Consider the following 20,486-nt stretch of genomic DNA (forward strand, 5'->3'; position numbering starts at 1 on the left):
GCCCAGGACATCACTGTAACCGTAAACACATGACAGGACTATCTTAAAAACCTGTAAACTTTTTTTAGGACGAGACAGTCAGCAAACAGCTTCGGGTGAAAGCGGGCAGAACTTTGGAGGTCAAGGAGCGAAGGCGGGCATAGCGAACTTGTTGCATGTGGGTAGGGATGGCGCCGAGGGGCAAAAGTTCCAGCCCTAAGTTCTGCATGGTTTGCAGGGTAATTGCCATGTGCGGCAAAGAAGCCTTTTGCTGGACAAGCCTTTTTGTTATCTTTTGTGGCTACAAAAGTAATAGCCTCTGCGGCAATGAGCAGACTAACGTTGATTGTAGCACAAACCAAACCGAAGTGAACTTCTTCGATACACCGGCAATCTTTTTATCCTCACAAAAAAAAGGCTGAATAACAGAGTAATCCGTTATTCAGCCTTTTTAAATTCGTTTCAGAACCCCTTATTTTACTTCCGGCGCTTTAGGCAACGCTTTACGCGGAATCATATCCTTGCGTTGAGCAGTGTTGTAAACAAATGATGCAACTATGGTTGCTGCTTGTTTAAGGTCGTCTTCAATCAGTTTATCAAAGGTATCCATATTGGTGTGGTGGGTACGGGTTCCGTAATCCAAAGGATCTTGTATGAATTGGAAGCCCGGGATACCCAGCGCGTCGAACGAAAGGTGATCTGTTCCGCCGGTATTGCCTGCGGTAACGGTAGCTGCGCCAAGGTCTTTAAACGGATCGAGCCAGGTTTGGAAGATCGGTCCGGCAGCCGAATCGCCTTGCAGATAGATACCACGGATTTTTCCTGTACCGTTATCTAAATTATAATAAGCTGATATTTTACTTTGTTCCGGTTTAAGCAACATTGTTTTAGGATCGCCGAGGTGATTAAGTACGTAATTACGTGAACCGTATAAGCCTTGCTCTTCCGAACTCCAAAGCGCTATGCGGATGGTACGTTTTGGTTTAAAGCCAACCGCTTTTAAAATGCGCATAGCTTCCAGCATTACCGCGCTGCCCGCCGCGTTATCAGTAGCGCCGGTAGCGGCATGCCACGAATCGAGGTGACCGCCTATCATTACTACCTGGTCTTTCAGTTTTTTATCGGTGCCCGGTATTTCAGCAACTACGTTATAACCCTGCAGGTCATCAGTAAAAAATTGGGTTTTTATATCAGCCTCGATCTCTACTTTTTGTCCGCCTTTTATTAAACGTAAAATACGCAGGTAATCTTCGCCGCTGGTTTCCAGTTCGGGAGCTACGGTTTGCGCGGTATCGGCATACGACGCGCCGTTGGTGGTAAATACCGTTCCGTCAGATCCGCGGGCCATGCTCAAGATCAGGCCTGCATTTTCGTTTTTCAGGAAAGCGTTGATGGCGGTACGCATAGCCCTCGCCTTACGCATGGCTGCAAATTGCGGCGAATTAGCAAAATCTGCCGGGCGCTGTTGCTGACGGCTTGCCTGCGGTTTAGTATTGGCCATGGCGGTTAAGGCACTATCAGTGTAGCGGTTTGCATCGGCCTTAAAGCTTTGTTTAATGGTGGTGGCCACATCAAATATTACCGCTTTGCCTTGCAATTTGCCTTTGTATTTATCTAAATCGGTAATAGTATCGGCTTTAATTAATATTACTTCGCTTTTCAGCAAGCCGTTGGTGCCGGGTGTCCATGCTTTTGGTATGGCTATAATGGCATGGTAGTAAGGTACGGTGATAGCGGCATAGTTTTTTTGCACTTCCCAGCCTTTACCAAATTTGCCCCATGGTTCGCGTTTAGCGTTTGCCATTCCCCATTTGGTAAGCTGGCCAACGGCCCATTCCTGCGCGCGTTTTAAACCGGGTGAACCTGCCAACCTGGGGCCGGATACATCGGTAAGATAAAAAGCGGTTTCCATAACCTTGGAGTTTTTCAAACCCTCTTCACGAATTTTTGGGGTCATGGCGGCATCCACGGGTTCCTGTGCATAGACGGAAGTGCCTATGCCTGCTAAAAGAAGGCATGATAGGAGTAAGTGTTTTTTCATTTGTCAGTCAGTTAAAAATGATCAGTTGCCCAAATCTATCCAAAAATAAACTGAGTAACAGGTTTTAACAAAGTTGTTACAGGTGGCATAATTGAGTTATATTTGGGTATGAGTTCCTACAGATTGGATAAAACGGCATTTAAAGCACATACTGCTAAAGAGGCCTCGGATTATCATGCAGAATATTATAAGACATTGACATGGCAGGAACGCATGCGGATAGCTAATTATTTAAACAGTGTGGCATACAATTATCCTGAAAATGAACCGCCGCGTTTAGATAAAACAGTGTTTAAAGTAAGATCTCGTTGATAATATGGGTAACATCTTTAATGAAGATTTTAGAGACTTTATCCAATGCCTGAATAGTACTGGTGTAAGATATATATTAGTTGGCGGCTATTCCGTTATTCTGCATGGTTATTCACGCACCACGGGTGATATGGATATTTGGGTTGACAGAACCCTGGAAAACTATAAGAAGTTAAAACAAGCTTTCTTAAATTTTGGAATGCCTGTTTTTGATATGACAGAGAATAATTTTCTAAACCACCCGTCATGGGATGTATTTACATTTGGTAACCCGCCTTCATCAATTGATATTATGGTTAAGGTATTAGGTTTGAGTTTTGATGACTGTTTTGAAAATGCGGTTTTCTTTGAGGATGACGGAATAGAGGTAAGGACAATTCATATTGATAACTTGATAAATGCTAAAATAGCATCTGGCAGGCCTAAAGATATTGACGATCTTGAAAATTTAAACAGATAACCATGCTGAAATACGCCATCCCCATCTTAGCCTCGTTAAATGAGGACGAAACCGTAAAATTCTACACAGAAGTACTGGGTTTCACGTTTCACTCCGGTTGGGAGGGGTATTTAATATTTAGCAGAGAGGGCGTACAGATACACCTGTGGCCATGCCAAAACCCGGACATCCCTAAAAATACAGGCTGCTACGTAAACGTAACGGAAGTTGATGCTTTGTACGAAGAATATAAAGTACACAACATCATTCACCCGAATGGAGCGCTAACCGATATGCCATGGAATATGCGTCAGTTCTCGATATTGGATAACAACGGCAACATTATCCATTTTGGTGAAGATATTGGCGAGGATGATGAAGAGTAGTGCTCTATAATCCTGTTATGCTGAGGAACGAAGGATCTATCACAGGCTTAGCAGCGCGACGACGATTCTTCACTATGTTACCCATGACGTGTTTGAAAAATGCCTATAAATGGGTCATCCTGAGCTTGTCGAAGGATCGTGCGCAGAGGCCTTTACCCACGCACCCTTCGACAAGCTCAGGGTGACAGGCTATGCCTTTATCTGATTTTTCACTCGTCACCTCACTCTCATAGTTCTCAGGATTTTAAAACTCAGAATGACAGGAAGGGAGGGGCGTACTCTATATTAGTTAATCAATAACTTATACCCCCTGCCGTGCACGTTGATAATCTCCACAGTTGGATCATTCTTTAAATACTTGCGGATCTTGCTTAAAAAAACATCCATGCTGCGGCCGTTAAAGTAGTTATCATCGTGCCAGATATTCAGCAGGGCTTCTTCGCGGGTGAGCACCTCGTTTTTACGGATGCAAAGTAAACGCAGCAATTCGGCTTCCTTAGTTGAGAGCTTTTGCTGATGTTCGCCAATGTTGATCTGCTGGGCTTTATAATCAAAATCGTACTTGCCTATTTTAAACTGCGTTTGTTGCTCTTCGGTCTTTTTCTCACTGCTTTCCGACCGCTTCAACAGCGCGTTAATACGCAACAGCAGTTCTTCAATGCGGAAGGGCTTGGTAATGTAATCATCGCCGCCGAGATTGAAAGCTTGTGTTTTATCCTCTATCATCCCTTTCGCACTGGCAAATATAATGGGCACATGCTCGTTGATCTTACGGATATCCTTACCCAGGGTAAAGCCATCCTTTTTGGGCATCATTACATCCAGTATCACCAAATCGTATATTTGTTTGGTGAACGCGCGCAAACCTTCATCGCCATCTTTACATAAAACCACGTCAAATTTGCCTTTTAGTTGCAGGTAATCCTGTAACAGTAAACCAAGATTGGGGTCGTCTTCAACAAGCAGTATTCTCTTCATCAGGGGCTATAAAAGGTAATTAATTATGGATCAGGCTAAGTTAAACTTAAGTTCAAACTCCGAGCCTTTTTCTTTTTCAGATTTAACGCCAATGGTGCCGTTAAGCCTTTTCACTATTGTATTCACATAACTTAAACCAAGCCCAAAGCCCTTCACATCGTGCAGGTTGCCGGTAGGTATGCGGTAAAATTGTTCAAATATTTTTGCCTGCTGTTCGCGGCCCATACCTATACCCTTATCGGCTACCCTAATAATAATGTGGCCGCTTTTATTGGTAGTGGTAATGGTTATTTCGGGCGGTTGGTTGCTGTATTTTATGGCATTATCCACCAGGTTATATATCACGTTAGAAAAATGGAGCTCATCAGCAATGATCATCGGCCTTTCAGCATCGAGGTGTAATATGGTTTGTGCTTCGCATTTTTGCAGCTTAAGCGCCATACTATCCAGCACCACGCTGATCATCTCATTTACGTCGAGCGGTTTGGTATCCAGCTTAAAGTCGTTCTTTTCTATACGGGCAATGTTGAGCACCCTTTCAATATGGCTGCCCAAGCGAAGGTTCTCCTCATATATAATATTGGCCAGACGCGATACCCTGCTTTTATCCTCCGTTATTTCATCATCTTTTAAAGCCTCGCTGGCAATCATGATGGTTGATACCGGGGTTTTAAACTCGTGGGTCATGTTGTTGATGAAGTCGATCTTCATTTCAGATACCTTTTTCTGTTTCAGTATTGAAAATATGGTGTACCCGAAGCAGAAGATCAGCACCAGCAATAAACCGGCGGTAGTACCCATACTGGCCGTCATGCGGCTCAATATCAAGGAGTTTTTTTCGGGGAAAGCGATCTTGATTTTACCCGGATCGTTAATTACCTCGTTACCGAAGATGGAGGTTTGATAAGTATTGGCCTCGATAAATACTGGTTTGGCACCTCCCTGCATATCCATTGCATTGGCGAATATCAGCGAGTCGCTGTTGGCAGTAAGTACCTCGTAGCTAAAGGGCAGGTATATGCCTTTGTTATGCAGCTCAAAACGCAGCAGCGAATCAATCCAGAAAGGGTTAACACGTTTGTTAAGCGGCTCGCCCGATTTGCTGTATTCTTCGGCAAGGTTTTCAATAACGTTTGGTTTCTTTTTGCCGGCCTGCTGTTGCGCCAGGTTCTCAATAGAATCGGCCTCCAGTAATTTTTTCACCTGTTGCAGTTGGCGCTCTTTACGCAGGCGCTCCTGTTCCAGTTTCCACTGCGGATTAATGCGCGGATATGATATTACCTGCTGACCAAATTGCGGATCGGCATAAGTAAAATGCAGGGTATCGTATTTTTTAGGCCGGCCGAGTCTTTTGGCTTTTGGTTTCAGCGTGCGCACTACTTCGGGTATCATACGGCCATGTACCTCGCCATACTCATCGGTAAACTCCTCAATACGGATCCTGAAATTTAACGATCCCTCTTGTGTGAGGGCATCCATCTCTTCGTCCATTTGTTTTTGCATCACCATCCGGCGCAGGCTGTCGCGCAGTAAAGCCAGTTTGCGCTGGCGCGGCGAAAGCTTCTTTTTGATGGAGTTCTCGTTAAAGGGCTTATGATTTACAGTTATCTGCGTTTTTTGCGTGGTTGTGGTAATGGTGGTTATGGCATCGTGCAACGGCGTTACCGATGTGTAGGTACGCTGTGCCTTGTTGTTCAAAAACGTCATGGCATCCTGCTTGGCAACTTTGCTGGCTACTTTACCCAGGGCCTCGTTAACATCGCGGTCGAAAAGTTCCGACTGCATAATGTACGATTGGCGCAGAAAATAGAATTGCATTGCCATTACGCCCAATAGCGCAAGCCCCATCAGCCCAATAATCAATCTAATGCTTCTCTTCTTCATCCTTTCAACAAAAATATTTTAAATAAACGCATAACCATCGCTTTTAACAATTTTTAACAATTTTAAAAAATCATTTAACATCTTGGTATTTAGTAGTTTGGTATTTTTGATAATTGTAAATACTTAAATCACTAATCATGAAGAAACTAATATTAAAACCGTGCTTCGAGAGCGTGTTCGCTTTAAGCATCATCAGTATTATGTGCCTGCCTCCGTTGGTGCTTGCACAAAATAAGAAGGAAACAGTAGTAAAGAAGAATATTGATATAAGTATTACCGATGGCGACACCGTTATAAACGGTAAAAACCTGAAAGACCTTAAAGGCAGCGACCGCGAAAATGCCCTGCGCGATTTGCAGGAAACCAGCCGTAACATCGCATTTGATATTATTAAAGATAATAGCGGCAGAGGGCAGGTTTTTGTTCAGCGCAGCACCACTAACGATAAAAATGGCAACCGCCGTATTATTATCAGGAGCGGTGGCGATACCGACAATGAACTGGCCATGGTTACCGACCGTGTGATTTATAAAGACAGCCTGGGTAAAGTAATTGAACTGCGCACCGGTAAACCCGGCGACAAAAAAGAAAACTTCGCGTTTAATTATAAAATGAACAACGGGCCCGACAACCAGGTGTTTTTACGCCGCGCGTTTGATGGCTTTGATGTACGCAATACACAAAACTTTAACTACACCAGTACCGATAACGATGGCATAAGCACCCATATCAGCTACCGGGTAAGCGATGCCTCAAAAGAAAAGATTACCAAAATTGCAGGTGTTGATAAGGCGGAGCTGGGCCTGAAAGACCTTAACCTGTCGCCGGAGTTTTCTACAGGGAAAACCACGTTGACCTTTAACCTCCCTACGAAAACCAACGCCGAAGTACAATTTAAAGATAGCGAAGGCAAATTGCTTTGGAGCGATAAGGCCAACGCGGGCGCTTTCAGCAAAACATTTACCCTGGCTTTAAACGGTATATACTATTTGCAAATTAAGCAAGGCGCGGCTACTGCGGTAAAGCGAATTGTTAAGGAAGATTGATATGATTAAAAAATCGCGTTATTGCGAGGAGGAACGACGAAGCAATCCCCGATTTACAGAACCGCTCTGTATAGCTTAGAGATTGCTTCGTACCTACCCATGACGATATTTTTGCCGTTGAATTTCTATCTTACTTACCCCCTACTCCAAATCAGCCCTGCTATGCTGTGCCGGGATCTCCACATTTTTGAAGCCTTGTTCTTTTATCTTTTCTGCAAAGTTTTGCTGTACATCGTATTCGCCATGCACCAGGAAGATTTTTTTTACTTTGGCCGGATCCTGATTGGAGATAAAATGCAGCAGGTCTTCATAATCGCCGTGGGCGCTCATTGATTTGATAACCTCCACCTCGGCCTTTACCTCGTATTGCTCACCAAATATATACACCTCGCGTTCGTGGCGCATCAGGTGGCCGCCTAACGAATTGGGTTCGCAATAGCCTACTATTAATATGGTGTTCTTTTGGTTGCCTATGTTGTTCTTAATATGGTGCTTCACCCTGCCCGCCTCGGCCATACCCGATGATGAGATGATTACGCAAGGCCGCGGATCACTGTTCAACGCGATAGATTCTTCGGTTGACTGCACAAACCGCAGCCCCTTAAACGCGAAGGGATTAGCATCTACCTTTAATACCTCATTCACATTATTATTGTATACCTCGGGATGATCCATCAGTACACGGGTAGCCTTTTCAGATAGCGGACTATCCACAAAATAAGGCAAATCAGGCAATACGCCTTTTAATTCCAACGAATTTAACGCATATAATAGCTCCTGCGTACGCCCAACGCTAAACGCGGGGATAATCACTTTACCCTTTTTTATCTCGCAGGTTTGTTTGATAATCTCCAGCAGGGCATCTTCAATTGGCGCCAGGTCTTTATGTAGTGAATCACCATAGGTAGATTCCAGCAAAATATAATCGGCCTGCGGAAAAGGTTCGGGGCTTTTAAGCAGCATATCACCGTAACGACCAACATCGCCGCTAAAAGTAATGCGGGTTTCCTTGCCGTCTTCCAGCACGGTTAAATGCACAGCCGCGCTGCCCACCACGTGCCCGGCATCGGTAAACTGAAACTTTACACGCGGGGTTATCTCATATTCTTCGTGGTAATCAACAATTTTAAATAAGCGCAGGGCTTCCATCACCTGCTCTTCGTTATACAAGGGTTCAAGCAGCGGCTGCCCTTTACGCTGCCTGTGGCGGTTGCTGTACTCGGTATCCTGCATTTGTATATGTGCCGAATCCATCAGCAGTATCCGCACCAGGTCCATTGTGGGGGCGGTGCAAAATATTTGTCCGTTAAAGCCTTCGGCCACCAGGCGGGGTATTAAACCGCAATGGTCAATGTGAGCATGCGAGAGGATCATATAGTCCACCTTATTGGGGTTAAAACCAAAGTGCTCGTTCATATCTTCGGTTTGCTCGCCCATGCCTTGAAACATGCCGCAATCAAGCAATATACCGGTGCCATCATTTAAACGGACCAAATGTTTACTGCCCGTAACATTGCGCGCAGCACCATGAAAAACTATGTGCATATATTATTTTTAAGCTGTGTAATATCAAACTAAATTGAGCGATAAAAGTTCATTATAAAAAATAAACTAAAAAATTAGTTGCAAATATCATTTATAACTAATACCTTAGTTCAACAATCACTAACAAACCAAAAATTAAGCCGGTACAATATGGAATTTAAAGAATTAACAAGAGCGGAAGAACAGATTATGCAGGTATTATGGCAGCTGGGAAAGGGGTATGTAAAAGATGTACTTGAACTTTTGCCCGAACCAAAGCCTGCTTACAACACGGTATCAACCATTATCAGGATACTGGAAACAAAAGGCTTTGTAGATCATGAGGCATTCGGCAAAAGCCATGAGTATTTCCCGGTGATCAGCAAGGAGCAGTACCAGGATTTCGCGTCGGACAAGCTACTGAGCGGATACTTTGATAATTCGGTTAACCGCATGCTTTCTTTTTTTGTGAAGAAAGAAAAGATTGACCTGAAAGAGGCCGATGAGATTATGAAACTGATTGAAAAACTAAAAAAATAAAATAGCAATGACCTGGTGGCAATATTTATTACTGGCAAACCTGTATCTGGTATTATTTTACGGGTTTTACGCGCTGCTGCTTCGCAAAGAAACATTTTTTCAGCTTAACAGGATCTATCTTGTGGCGGCAGCTTTGTTATCGTTTTTGATACCGGCCATACAGGCCGATTGGGTAAAGAACTTATTTATTACCCAACAGGTTAAGTATGTTATTTATAACAGCCCGGTGTTTACCATAAAAGCGCCGCAGGTGCCCGATACTCAACTTATGGTTGGCGATGTGCTGGGCATGCTATACGGGGCAGGCGTGGCTTTCCTTATTATAAGGCTTGCATGGCAGCTCATCAAGCTTAACCGCATTATAAAACAGCCGGAAGCTGCTACCTCCTATTCCTTCTTTAACAAGATAAAGCTGAGCGAAACCGTGCACGATGATGATGCCGAAGCTATTACATCGCACGAGGAAGTACATGCCAAACAATGGCACTCGGTAGATGTGCTGCTGATTGAGCTGATAATGATCTTCAACTGGTTTAACCCGGTAGTATACCTGTACCGCAGCGCCATTAAACACATACACGAGTTTATTGCCGATAGCCGCGTAATTGCAACCGGTATTGATAAGGCCGGTTATGCTATGCTGCTATTAAAACAAACCTTTAATAACCCTTCACATACTTTAGTAAACCCATTTTTTAATCACAGCCTTTTAAAACAACGAATTATGATGTTACAGAAGAACAGATCGCAGCGCATAAAGCTCATAAAATATGGGTTATCAGCACCCCTGTTTGCCCTCATGCTTGTACTTTCATCGGCAACGGTGAACGAGAGCAAAGCCGTAGAAACCATTAATAAAACAGCCGAACAGGTATTTGCCACACCGGCAACGCCTGTGGTTATATCGAGAATAAGGTCAGTTAATAACGATGTTGCCAAGGCTGTTTTAAAAGAAATAGATAATGCCCGCGAAAATGTGGTAATACCCGCCACGGTAATGGAAAAAGCAGTAGTATCTGAAAGACAAATGCAGACTGTTGACACCGTACCCGATAGAAAAAGTGAAATATTTACACAGGTTGAAGAACCGCCTCATTTTCCGGGCGGAATGGAAAAACTGTACCAATTTTTAGGCAAAACAGTAAATTATCCAAAAATTGATCGGGACAAGAACATACAAGGTAAAGTAATAGTAAGCTTTATAGTGGAAGAGGATGGCAAAATAAGCCATATAAAATCGTTACGAGCGCCAAGCACCACACTTGCTGCCGAGGCGGTACGCGCCATGTCGCTATCACCAAAATGGTCGCCGGGCGTGCAAAACGATCACCTGGTACGCGTACAGTTTACCATGCCTATCAACTTTACACTAACTGATGCCGATGGCGGTAAAAAGGTTAACAAAACAACCAAAAAAGCTGTCGTTATAGATCCGAAAAATATAAAAGGCAAAGTAAGCGGTATTGTTGTAGTAGGCTATCCTTCAACGCCCGACTCTTTAAGTAAAGGCCTTAGCAACGTTGTTGTTAGAGGATACAAAACAGATGGCACCAAAGCTACTTTAGATGATGTAACCATAACGCTTAATGGTAAAGAGATCACTAAAAAAGAAATGGATGCCCTTGACCCTAAAACAATTGCCAGCATCGATATTACTAAAGACGCCGAAAAGAAAACCGGCGAAAAAGGCTACAGTACCATAGCTATTACCACAAAAAAGTAAATACCAAGGCTTCAACCAAACCGCGAGCCCGCTGCATTACGCAAGCGGGCTTTTTTAATGAAATGACAGTACAGGTAAAACGATACACATAGCTTTGCGTTATATAGCAAAGCAACCTTATGGCAAACATACTGCATGTACTTAACGGCGACTCTACCTGGCACGGGTTTAAACAAACCGGTATTGATGGAGATACACTTATTTGGCGCGAAGTTTTTTCGGAAGGACCATTGTTTAATGATGTTAGTTCGGCAGCCTTTTGGGAAGCACGTAAAGCCTGGATAACCGAAACGTTTAATACCACGCCCGAAACTTATCAGCACGATGTGGTAGACCAATTGGGTAAGCTTAATGAACCTTACGATGAGATCAACCTATGGTTTGAGTTCGACCTGCATTGTCAGGTGAACCTGCTTGGGGTGATGATGCTACTGGAGCAAATGACCAACATGTCGGCCCCGGCAGTTTACCTGATCAGTCCGGATAGCTTCCCGGGTAAGGATGACTTTGCCGGCATGGGCGAGCTCAATGGCAACCAGCTGGAATTTTTATACGATAACATAAGGGTGCAACTTACTGAATACGATTTTTCTTTAGCTACCGAAGCCTGGCAAACCTACCTGAGCGGCAATGCGGCGCTGTTAACCGAATGGCTGGATGGTATCAGTTTTTGGGGTAACCTGCACCTGTTGGGCCCCGCCCTGCAAGCGCACCTAAAACGCCTGCAACTTAACAAAAGCGGACTCAATTATATTGAGCAAAAGCTGGTTGGTATTTACCACAGCGGCATCACTACCAAACCCGAAATTTACAAAGCCTTTTGGATAGCCGAAAAAATATACGGCATGGGCGATACCGAGCTGGACATTTACCTTGATAGCCTCGGTAAACGTAACCTTATTTAATACGATGCCGCTATGGCAGGCGTACGGTCGCTTTCGTTCTTGATGCGGTCGAGCGCGGTAACTACGTAGAGGTAGTTTTTACTCTTTTCGGCCGTGGTATCAGTGTAGAACAAATCGGTACTGTATTGTATCTTCAATATGTTCTTCGGATCGTTCAAATCCGTTTTTTCGCCTTCATCAAACCTGTAAATCACATAACCGAATACCGGTTCTTTATCTTCTGCCGGTAAAGGCATTTGCCATTTAAGATAGATACCATTGGCACCTCCCTTAGCTATCAATTCACGCGGCGCGTTAGGCGGAATAGAATCGAGCCAAAGCATTGGCGGAGGCAAAGCCGGATGCTTATAATAGTTGTTTTTAAGCGAATCGGTAAAGCCAAGCGGATTACTTAACAACGAGTTGGAGCTGAAGTATACACTGCCCTGTACCCGTGGGTTCTCGCGCAGGTATTGTATTTGCGATGGCAACTGGTTAGGATCGCGGAAGGCGGCCAGCTTACGCTCAAGCACCCTGTAAGCCGCTATACCGATATATAAGTGCCTGTTATAGGTATTATCGCTCCACCAATCCAGCAGCGTATCAAACGCCGCCGAGCGGTTGCCTATTTGCCAGTACAGTTGCGGGTTGATATAATCTATCCAGCCCTCCTGCACCCATTTACGGGTATCGGCAAACTGTTCGTAGTATGATGAACCGCCATGGGTTTCTGATCCTTCGGGGTTTTGTCCTTTATTGGCCCATATCCCAAACGGACTGATACCAAACTTCATGCTCGGCTTATGCTTGTGAATGCTATCGCCCAGCATTTTTATCAGCTGGTTCACGTTATCGCGACGCCATTCTTTAATATCGGTAAAATTACCGCCGTATTTGGCATAAGCGTCGGAGTCGTTGATGCGCTGCCCGGCAATTTGGTAGGGGTAAAAATAATCGTCGAGATGGATGCCATCTACATCATAATTATCCACCACGTTCAATATCACACGTACAATATACTCGCGCACTTCGGGAATACCCGGATTAAATAATTTGATACCTCCGTATATAAAAAACCATTCGGGTTTCAATTTGGTGATATGATCACTGGCCAAGGCGGCGAAGTTACCATCAAAGGTGGCACGGTATGGGTTGAACCAGGCGTGCATCTCCATGCCGCGTTTATGGGCCTCGGTAGTGGCAAACTCCAGCGGATCAAAATCTGCACCAGGCGCCTGCCCCTGTTTACCGGTTAAATATTTTGACCATGGCTCAAAACTTTTAGCATAAAGCGCGTCGGCCGCAGGCCTTACCTGTAGCATAATAGCGTTGATCCCCGTTTTTTGGTGCGCGTCTAACTGGCTTAATAATTCTTTTTTCTGCCTGTCGGGTCCAATTCTTGAGCTCGATGGCCAATCAATATTTACTACGGTAGCAATCCACACACCCCTAAACTCGCGCTTGGGTTCCGGCTTGTAAGCATCCTCTATATCTATTTGGCTATCAGGCTGTGCCTTGGTGGTAGCAAAGGCAAACAGCAGTATCAGCAGGGGTATAAGCTTTTTATATAAATGCATTAATAAATCGGTTTATTGAGCAGGTGCAAAGATATAAACTCATTACAATGCCCATTTATTATTACCAATAATAATTGCCTGCATTTTGTGTTTAACCATATTGTACTTACTTTAGCAGTGATACAACGCTATATTTTAAATTAAAAAAATCATACCCGTTTATCATATTTCTGTAGTTTTTACGTATATATTATACCTATAAGGCTTGTATTAGCTATTATTTTTACCACAAAAAGAGTTTATAATGGAGAATAATTATCAACCTGAGCAGCAACCGGCTAAAAGAAATTCAAATGTAATTTACTTTCTTATTATAGTTGTAATAGCTCTGCTGGGAACAGATGTTTACCTGTACCTGCAAAAAAACAAGTCGGACACTAAGATAGTATACCAAAACGACGAGAAGACCCGCTTACAAACCGAGCTTGACAGTCTGGAAGCACAAATAGAGCAGGTAAACAGCGTTAAAACCAAAATGACTGCCGAATTGCAGGCTAAAAACGATTCGCTGGTAGCCAAGATCAGAACCCTGCGCGTAGCGTTGGCTAAGGGCAAACTAACTAAAGAAGAGCTTGCCAAAGCACAGGAAGATGTAAAACAACTGCGTTACTTTGTTACTAAATATACTGCCGATATTGAGGAGCTTAAAAAACAAAACACCTCATTGATCACCGAAAGGGATACTTTAAAAACCAACCTGCAAACTGTTAGCGAAAAAGCTACTACTCTTGAAAAACAAAATCAAGACCTGAGCGCTAAAGTACAGGAAGCATCGGCCCTTAAAGTGGCTACATCTGAAGTAATTGCTTACAAAATAAAAAGCAGCGGAAAAGAATCTGACGTAACTAAAGCTAAAACAGCTAAAAAACTAAAGATCAGCTTTACACTCGCGGCCAATTCTGTTGCCGACAAAGCCCTGCATGATGTATATGTACGCGTGATAGATCCATCGGGCAACCTGTTAACCCAGGATGACTCAGGCAATTTTACCGCCGATGCCCAGGAGCAGCAATACACCTACAAAACATCTATCGACTTTAGAGATGATGGCAGCGCCTATACTATCGACTGGATAAACCCTGCTCCATTCACCAAAGGCACATATACCGTGCTGCTTTATGCCGATGGTTTCACCATGGGTAAAACAAGCATCACATTGAAATAATTAAAGATTCATTGCATAAAAAAACCGATGGCTACTTACCATCGGTTTTTTTATGCAATGAGTTGTGGGTTGTATGTTGTAATAATTCCGGCCTGTAATCGTAAATTTTGGTAAAACCGCTGTCATCTCGAACGCAGTGAGAGATCTTCTTCGCCATGTAAGTCTGCTACTTTTATTAATCAGAAGATTTCTCCTCGTACCTCGTTCGAAATGACATTTTCTTCTCAACACTTGCAGTTGAAAAAGAAACTTAACACGGGTTAGCGACCGTAACAATACGATATAAAACACGACGCGATTGCTTCATTCTTACCTATGACGTATTAAAAAAACTGTCATTCTGAACGTTTGAAGAATCTTCTTCGCTATGCTTATGTGCGATAGATGCTTCGTTCCTCAGCATGACAGTGGAGAGGGGTTGTGAGCTATTGTCATTTTACTATGTAGTAAACACCCGAACCTGAAGCCTAACACACACAACAGACAACCTACAACTAAACCCCTTCCTCCGTGCCCGCAGCAGCAGGCAGGCTCAAGTAGAAGGTGGTACCTGTGCCAATAACGGTTTCGAACCATACTTTGCCGCCTGCGTTCTCTATGGAGTTTTTGATAAAGGCCAGGCCTAAACCTGTACCCGAGCTTTTGGTGGTAAAGTTGGGTTCAAAGATCTTTTCGCGCATATTTTCGGGGATGCCGTTGCCGTTATCCTTGATGCTTAACAAAATATTTTTGCTGGTTATTAACGCGTTGATCTCTATCAATCCTGTCCGGTCGGGAGGGGTAGCTTCAATGGCGTTTTTAAGCAGGTTGTTAAAGCAACGCAGCAGTTGGTCGCGGTCGGCCAGTATAATGAATGGCTTTTCGGGTGGCTGATACATAATTTGCAGGTTATCCATCTGCTTAAATATGGTAACAGCCTGGTTAAGCATTTCAAACACGTTGATCTGCTCCAGCTTGGTATCTGGCATTTTGGCAAATGCCGAGAACTCCGACGCTATCGACGACAAACTTTCTATCTGCTCTACGAACGACTTACTGAACCGCTCAAACTTCTGATCGAACTTAGGGTCTTTATCCTTCCAAGATTTATCTAACAATTGCAAGCCCAGCTTTAGCGGCGTAAGCGGGTTCTTAATTTCGTGGGCCACCTGCTTGGCCATTTCGCGCCAGGCGCTCTCCCTTTCAGATTGCGCCAGCTTTTGCGCGCTGTTCTCCAGCGCGGCAATCATTTTATTATATTCTTTTACAAGGGAACCAATCTCATCATCGCGCCCCCATTTAATAGGTTCGTTCTTTTTACCGTAAATTATACCGCTCAACTTGCTTTGTATAAAGTTTAGCGGCGAGGTAATTTGTCGTGCTATCGCCATGGCAAACAAACCTATGGCGATAAAGATAAGCGCGTATACATTGATCATAGCGTTGAGCAAGGAGCCAACACGCTCATTATAATCGGCCTCGTTAGAGAAATAAGGCAATTGCAGGTAAGCTACGGTTTTACTCTTGCTATCCTTTAATGGCGCGTATACCGATTTATATTTCAGTTCGCCAATGGTTTCATCATTCACTACCTCTGCCTTATGCAGTTTATTAAGCTGAATAAAGGCCTTTGCATTCATACGGCGGGCATGCAAGCCATATTCGTAAAACTTGGGCTGTGTGGTAATTATCGGGATGCCGCTGGTATCGAACAAGGTAAGGTCGGCAGCGTAAGTATTAGCCAGTTCATCAAAATCAACCATACTTTCCTTTTGTATATTGTTGATATACTTGTTGAACAGCCCCTCCTCAAACGCGTCGGTAATGCGGTTGATCTTCTCGCGGATCATTTTTTCCTGCTGGGTATTATACTGCGTACTGATGAACAGGAAGGTGATAAAACCAACCATTACCAGCGTAACCACTACCGCCATTATCATGGAGAACTGGATACGGGTTTTGTATAATACGTTATCAAAATTGATCCGGAAGTTCCAGCGGATCTTATTTTCGCTGATGGAAAGAATTTTGATACGCAGCCACAGCCATTGCACCAATATGACCAGCATGCTGAATAAAAGCAGCATCACAAAGAAGAAGGTAAGTGAAGTGATCACGTAAAAAGGTTTGTTCTCCTCTTTACTCACCACTATCAGGTTACGCTTGGCAGGCTTAAATATCAGGTGGTTATAAGTAGTAAAGCGACGGTACCACTCGGGGTAAATACTGGCGGATGTTTTAAAAGCGTATTTTTGTTCGGGCGCTTTAAAGTAATGGTTCACCAGGTCGTATACGAAAGTACCGTTTTGGTTCACCAACTTATCGTCGGTATAAAACGCGTACGAATACTCTTTAAATTCATCATGGTAGGTACCAAAGCCTTCGGTTAACAGTTCGGGGAACTTATTGCTCTGCCGCGGATCTCTCGACCGTAACTCAATAACGATAGTACCCGCGTGTTTGCCCCGTTTTTTAACCGGGATAACAGCAAAATAGTTTTGCGAACCGAAAGACTCGTTCTCCCTGAAAAAATAATCGGACACCTTGAACGAACTGTACAGCACCATATCGTTAAAAACATCCAGCGAATAGTTTTGATCGCCCGATAAAGGTTTATCGTTCGCGTCAAATTCGTGCACACTGATGCTGTATTTAGAAAGGTAACCGTCGAAATACAGCTTTTCGAGCCGGTTTTTTAAACTGTTAACGCGGTTCGTATCATTAAAAAGTTCCCGTACACGGCGGTCGTTGATGATCTTCTTTTCGATTTTTTTGATCATCAGGTTTGCCGTACCATCATCGGGAACCAGCAGTTTTTGTATCAAAGCCTTGCGGGTTTCGCCCTCTTTTATGTCGCCAAAACTCACCAGTTCGAGTGAAGACATGAGGGCGCATACCAGTACGATAAGCAATAACGACGATGATGACAACTTACCATGCTTATACCTGAACGAGTAGCCCCGTATAAATACCAGCGTAGCCATTAAAAAGTAGAACAGCGTAAACTGGTTATTATAAGCATATATTGCCGTTGCCAATATCACAGCTATGCTGAACACGAAGAATTTATGCGAGTTTGATATCGGCAGCTTTATGCAAATATTAAGGAAGGTATCGTTAAGCAGGTAAAATATCAGGAAGGCGAAACAAAGCATAACGAGCCCAATAACACTAAACCCGGTTAGGTTAAGCACATTGGTTACGTCAAAATTGATATGCGAGTTAATTACCAGGCCATAAAACAGATTAAGCAAGGCCGTGGATACCCCTATCATGATCAAAATACAGCTAACGAGTATTATATAGCTCAATACCCGGCTCTTCACATTACGCACCAGCCTGTTACGCTGTGTGTAAGCATAAGCCACCAGCCAGCATATACCCAGCAGGTTGATACAGAAATCGCCAAGGGAGGGGTTTACTTTGCTCGATGCATACAGGATGGGCTTGAAAAGATCGAGCCGGAGGGTAAAATCGGGCAATTGATAGCGCAGGTTTATATACCGTACGCCCACAATAAACAAGGCCAGCAGCAGCACCGAGAGCAGGCCGAAACCTTTGTAAGCTACATAACCGCAAAGATCATGAACCAATACACAAAAGGTGATCAGCGTTAAGATCCACAGTGTAATTTCGGAGTACAGGAAACGGTAATTAACCGTATCGGGCTTCAGCTTAACCGAAAACAGGTAGGCATTGGTGATACTGTGTACCGAATAGATCTCGGTATCGGTAAACTCGGCCAGCTGGATATTATCTTCATCGTAAATATCCTTGTCGAAGCCGTTATGCAGGTACTTGTTTTGAAACTGGTAACTGATCTTCACCGGGAAAAAAAAGATCACCGAAAAATCACCATCGTTTTTGCGGAAGCTTTCATAGTAACCATTAGGCTGCCGGGTAAAGGAGTAACCTTCTTTTATACGCTCGGGTTGCGGCGGCAATACCTTAACACCACTCCAAAAGGTGAGTTTGTTGTTACGCAGTATAACAAACCATACGCGATGGTCTACCGTAACATCCTGTATGTATTTGAGTCCGGTTTGCTGGTTTACGTCTACCGTTTTTAGTTTACTATACCAATCCTTATCATTGAGCAGACCAGCAATGTAGCGCTCCTTTTTGTTTACGTTACTTTCGAGGATGTGAGCGGTTTGCTCTAAACTGTTAACAGGCGTGTACGACCGCGGCACAATAATAGCCGTGATGAGCAGGCTGACGGTTAATAAGGCCAGCAGTAAACGTATTTTCGCCCGGTAACTCAATTTGTTTTCGTGTAGATGGTATAAAATTAAGATAAAAAAACAAAGCCATCGGTTGATGGCTCTGTAAAATTATGATGGCAATTCGGCGCTACTGGTTGGTATCGCCCTGTTTACTTTTTTAACAAGGCCCTGTAGCACACTGCCCGGCCCTACTTCGGTAAAGGAAGTGGCGCCGTCTTCCAGCATGTGTTGTACGGTTTGTGTCCAGCGTACGGCACCGGTAAGCTGGGCTATTAAGTTCTCTTTAATTTTTGCCGGATCGGTATACGGTTTGGCATCAATATTTTGGTAGATAGGGCAAATTGGCGCGGTAATATCGGTAGCCACAATAGCCGCCTCAAGCTCAACCCTTGCCGATTCCATTAACGGTGAGTGAAAAGCGCCACCTACGTTTAATTTTAAAGCACGTTTAGCACCTGCGGCGGTTAGCTTCTCTAAAGCGGCATCAATACCGGCAATAGTTCCTGAAATTACCAGCTGGCCAGGGCAGTTATAGTTGGCCGGCACAACCACATCGGTTAATTGCTGACAAATATCTTCTACAGTAAAATCATCCAGACCTAAAATTGCCGCCATGGTTGATGGTTGCAATTCGCAGGCTTTCTGCATGGCATTCGCGCGTGCGGCTACCAGTTTAAGTCCGTCCTCAAAGCTTAAGGCTTTGGCAGCAACCAATGCCGAAAACTCACCTAATGAATGCCCGGCTACCATTTCAGGTTTAAAATCGTCACCTAAAACTTTGGCCAAAATTACCGAGTGTAAAAAGATGGCCGGTTGTGTTACGTTGGTTTGTTTAAGGCCTTCATCGGTGCCGTTAAACATAATATCGGTAATGCTAAAGCCTAATATCGCGTTAGCTTTTTCAAATAATTCGCGGGCCTCGTTTGATTGGTCGTAAAGGTCTTTACCCATACCTACAAACTGCGCACCTTGTCCGGGGAAAATGTATGCTTTCAAATTAATAATTTGTTAGTTATTGATCAAAGATCGGTTTATGTATAGCAAACGGTTCAGTCAGCAATAACAGCTTAGCTTATTTAAAGGTTTTTGTTCAATATTTGTTTGCGTGCCAAACAAATATTAATCCCCTTAAGATCACTACTCTGCAATAACTGTTTTACCGCTTAACTTAATTTAGATGCTATCAGGTTTAAAAATTCTGTACGGGTTTTTTCCTTCAAAAATTCACCCTTAAATGCCGATGTGGTAGTTACCGAATTTTGCTTTTGCACACCGCGCATGCTCATGCACAGGTGGCGGCATTCAATAACAACACCTACACCTATAGGGTTAAGGGTATCCTGTATACAATCGCGTATTTCGTTGGTAAGGCGCTCCTGCACTTGCAGCCTGCGCGCGAACACGTCAACAATGCGTGGTATTTTACTTAAGCCAACCACATGCCCGTTAGGTATGTAGGCTACATGCGCTTTGCCGAAAAACGGCAGCATGTGATGCTCGCACATGGAGTATACCTCAATGTCTTTTACTACCACCATCTGGCTGTATTCTTCTTTAAACATAGCCGAGTTGAGGATCTCCTTAGCATCCAGATCATAGCCATGGGTAAGGTACAGCATGGCTTTTGCCACACGCTCGGGAGTTTTTAGCAAGCCTTCACGGTCGGGGTGTTCGCCTATTTGTTTAAGCACTTCACGGTAATGGCCCGACAGGCTTTGAATAAGATCGGGATTGTAACGGTCTATTTTTTCGTAACCGCCAATATCATCATCGCGATCAGGTATATGGTTTTCGTTATTCATG

At 43.8% G+C, this 20,486-nt stretch carries 16 protein-coding genes; 8 read left to right on the forward strand and 8 right to left on the reverse strand.

Annotated features, from left to right (window positions below):
- Positions 1-451 precede the first annotated feature (451 nt).
- A complete protein-coding gene (locus tag AC07NA_RS18890) occupies positions 452-2,020 on the reverse strand; it encodes a M28 family metallopeptidase (RefSeq protein ID WP_494899116.1) in 1,569 nt (522 codons plus the stop codon).
- A 108-nt stretch (positions 2,021-2,128) separates the two neighbouring features.
- On the opposite strand from AC07NA_RS18890, the gene AC07NA_RS18895 reads away from it, so the two are divergent.
- Genes AC07NA_RS18895 through AC07NA_RS18905 form a run of 3 tightly spaced genes read left to right on the forward strand, consistent with a single transcriptional unit; the run spans position 2,129 to position 3,157 of the window.
- A complete protein-coding gene (locus tag AC07NA_RS18895; RefSeq protein WP_494899117.1) occupies positions 2,129-2,332 on the forward strand; it encodes a hypothetical protein in 204 nt (67 codons plus the stop codon).
- A gap of 4 nt (positions 2,333-2,336) precedes the next feature.
- Positions 2,337-2,792, forward strand: a complete 456-nt coding sequence (locus AC07NA_RS18900) for a nucleotidyltransferase (RefSeq protein ID WP_494899118.1) — start codon at positions 2,337-2,339, stop codon at positions 2,790-2,792.
- A 2-nt stretch (positions 2,793-2,794) separates the two neighbouring features.
- Positions 2,795-3,157: a bleomycin resistance protein gene (locus AC07NA_RS18905; RefSeq protein ID WP_345213158.1), complete on the forward strand. Its 363-nt coding sequence runs from the start codon at positions 2,795-2,797 to the stop codon at positions 3,155-3,157.
- Positions 3,158-3,442: 285 nt separating this feature from the next.
- Here AC07NA_RS18905 and AC07NA_RS18910 read toward each other — a convergent pair whose 3' ends face one another.
- On the reverse strand, positions 3,443-4,135 hold the full coding sequence (locus AC07NA_RS18910; RefSeq protein ID WP_494899119.1) for a response regulator transcription factor: 693 nt from the start codon (positions 4,133-4,135) through the stop codon (positions 3,443-3,445).
- A gap of 30 nt (positions 4,136-4,165) precedes the next feature.
- Entirely contained in the window at positions 4,166-6,019 is a 1,854-nt protein-coding gene (locus AC07NA_RS18915; RefSeq protein ID WP_494899120.1) for a sensor histidine kinase, read from the reverse strand.
- Positions 6,020-6,156: 137 nt separating this feature from the next.
- On the opposite strand from AC07NA_RS18915, the gene AC07NA_RS18920 reads away from it, so the two are divergent.
- Positions 6,157-7,065, forward strand: a complete 909-nt coding sequence (locus tag AC07NA_RS18920) for a T9SS type A sorting domain-containing protein (RefSeq protein WP_494899121.1) — start codon at positions 6,157-6,159, stop codon at positions 7,063-7,065.
- A gap of 141 nt (positions 7,066-7,206) precedes the next feature.
- On the opposite strand, the gene AC07NA_RS18925 is transcribed toward AC07NA_RS18920, so the two are convergent.
- Positions 7,207-8,610, reverse strand: a complete 1,404-nt coding sequence (locus AC07NA_RS18925) for an MBL fold metallo-hydrolase RNA specificity domain-containing protein (RefSeq protein WP_494899122.1) — start codon at positions 8,608-8,610, stop codon at positions 7,207-7,209.
- Between the two features lie 150 nt (positions 8,611-8,760).
- On the opposite strand from AC07NA_RS18925, the gene AC07NA_RS18930 reads away from it, so the two are divergent.
- The 3 genes from AC07NA_RS18930 (at position 8,761) to AC07NA_RS18940 (ending at position 11,757) form a co-directional block, all read left to right on the forward strand.
- Complete coding sequence (locus tag AC07NA_RS18930; RefSeq protein WP_345213165.1) at positions 8,761-9,129, forward strand: BlaI/MecI/CopY family transcriptional regulator; 369 nt, start codon at positions 8,761-8,763, stop codon at positions 9,127-9,129.
- A 7-nt stretch (positions 9,130-9,136) separates the two neighbouring features.
- On the forward strand, positions 9,137-10,852 hold the full coding sequence (locus AC07NA_RS18935) for a TonB family protein (RefSeq protein WP_494899123.1): 1,716 nt from the start codon (positions 9,137-9,139) through the stop codon (positions 10,850-10,852).
- Between the two features lie 119 nt (positions 10,853-10,971).
- Positions 10,972-11,757, forward strand: coding sequence for a DUF1835 domain-containing protein (locus AC07NA_RS18940; protein ID WP_494899124.1), 786 nt, complete (start codon positions 10,972-10,974; stop codon positions 11,755-11,757).
- On the opposite strand, the gene AC07NA_RS18945 is transcribed toward AC07NA_RS18940, so the two are convergent.
- Positions 11,754-13,313 (reverse strand): glycoside hydrolase family 10-like protein, encoded by a 1,560-nt coding sequence (locus tag AC07NA_RS18945; protein WP_494899125.1) that lies wholly within the window; start codon positions 13,311-13,313, stop codon positions 11,754-11,756. The two genes, AC07NA_RS18940 and AC07NA_RS18945, sit on opposite strands and share 4 nt — an antisense overlap.
- 244 nt (positions 13,314-13,557) lie before the next feature.
- Between AC07NA_RS18945 and AC07NA_RS18950 the strand changes: the two genes are divergently transcribed.
- Positions 13,558-14,478, forward strand: a complete 921-nt coding sequence (locus AC07NA_RS18950) for a DUF8428 domain-containing protein (protein ID WP_494899126.1) — start codon at positions 13,558-13,560, stop codon at positions 14,476-14,478.
- A 494-nt stretch (positions 14,479-14,972) separates the two neighbouring features.
- On the opposite strand, the gene AC07NA_RS18955 is transcribed toward AC07NA_RS18950, so the two are convergent.
- The 3 genes from AC07NA_RS18955 to folE all read right to left on the reverse strand — a co-directional run bounded on the left by AC07NA_RS18955 (position 14,973) and on the right by folE (position 20,485).
- Positions 14,973-18,722: a sensor histidine kinase gene (locus AC07NA_RS18955; protein WP_494899127.1), complete on the reverse strand. Its 3,750-nt coding sequence runs from the start codon at positions 18,720-18,722 to the stop codon at positions 14,973-14,975.
- A 69-nt stretch (positions 18,723-18,791) separates the two neighbouring features.
- Positions 18,792-19,679, reverse strand: coding sequence for an ACP S-malonyltransferase (gene fabD, locus AC07NA_RS18960; RefSeq protein WP_345213168.1), 888 nt, complete (start codon positions 19,677-19,679; stop codon positions 18,792-18,794).
- A gap of 167 nt (positions 19,680-19,846) precedes the next feature.
- Positions 19,847-20,485: a GTP cyclohydrolase I FolE gene (gene folE / locus AC07NA_RS18965; protein WP_494899128.1), complete on the reverse strand. Its 639-nt coding sequence runs from the start codon at positions 20,483-20,485 to the stop codon at positions 19,847-19,849.
- Between the last annotated feature and the right edge of the window lies 1 nt (position 20,486).

The organism is Mucilaginibacter sp. GW821-FHT07G05 (assembly GCF_059418565.1).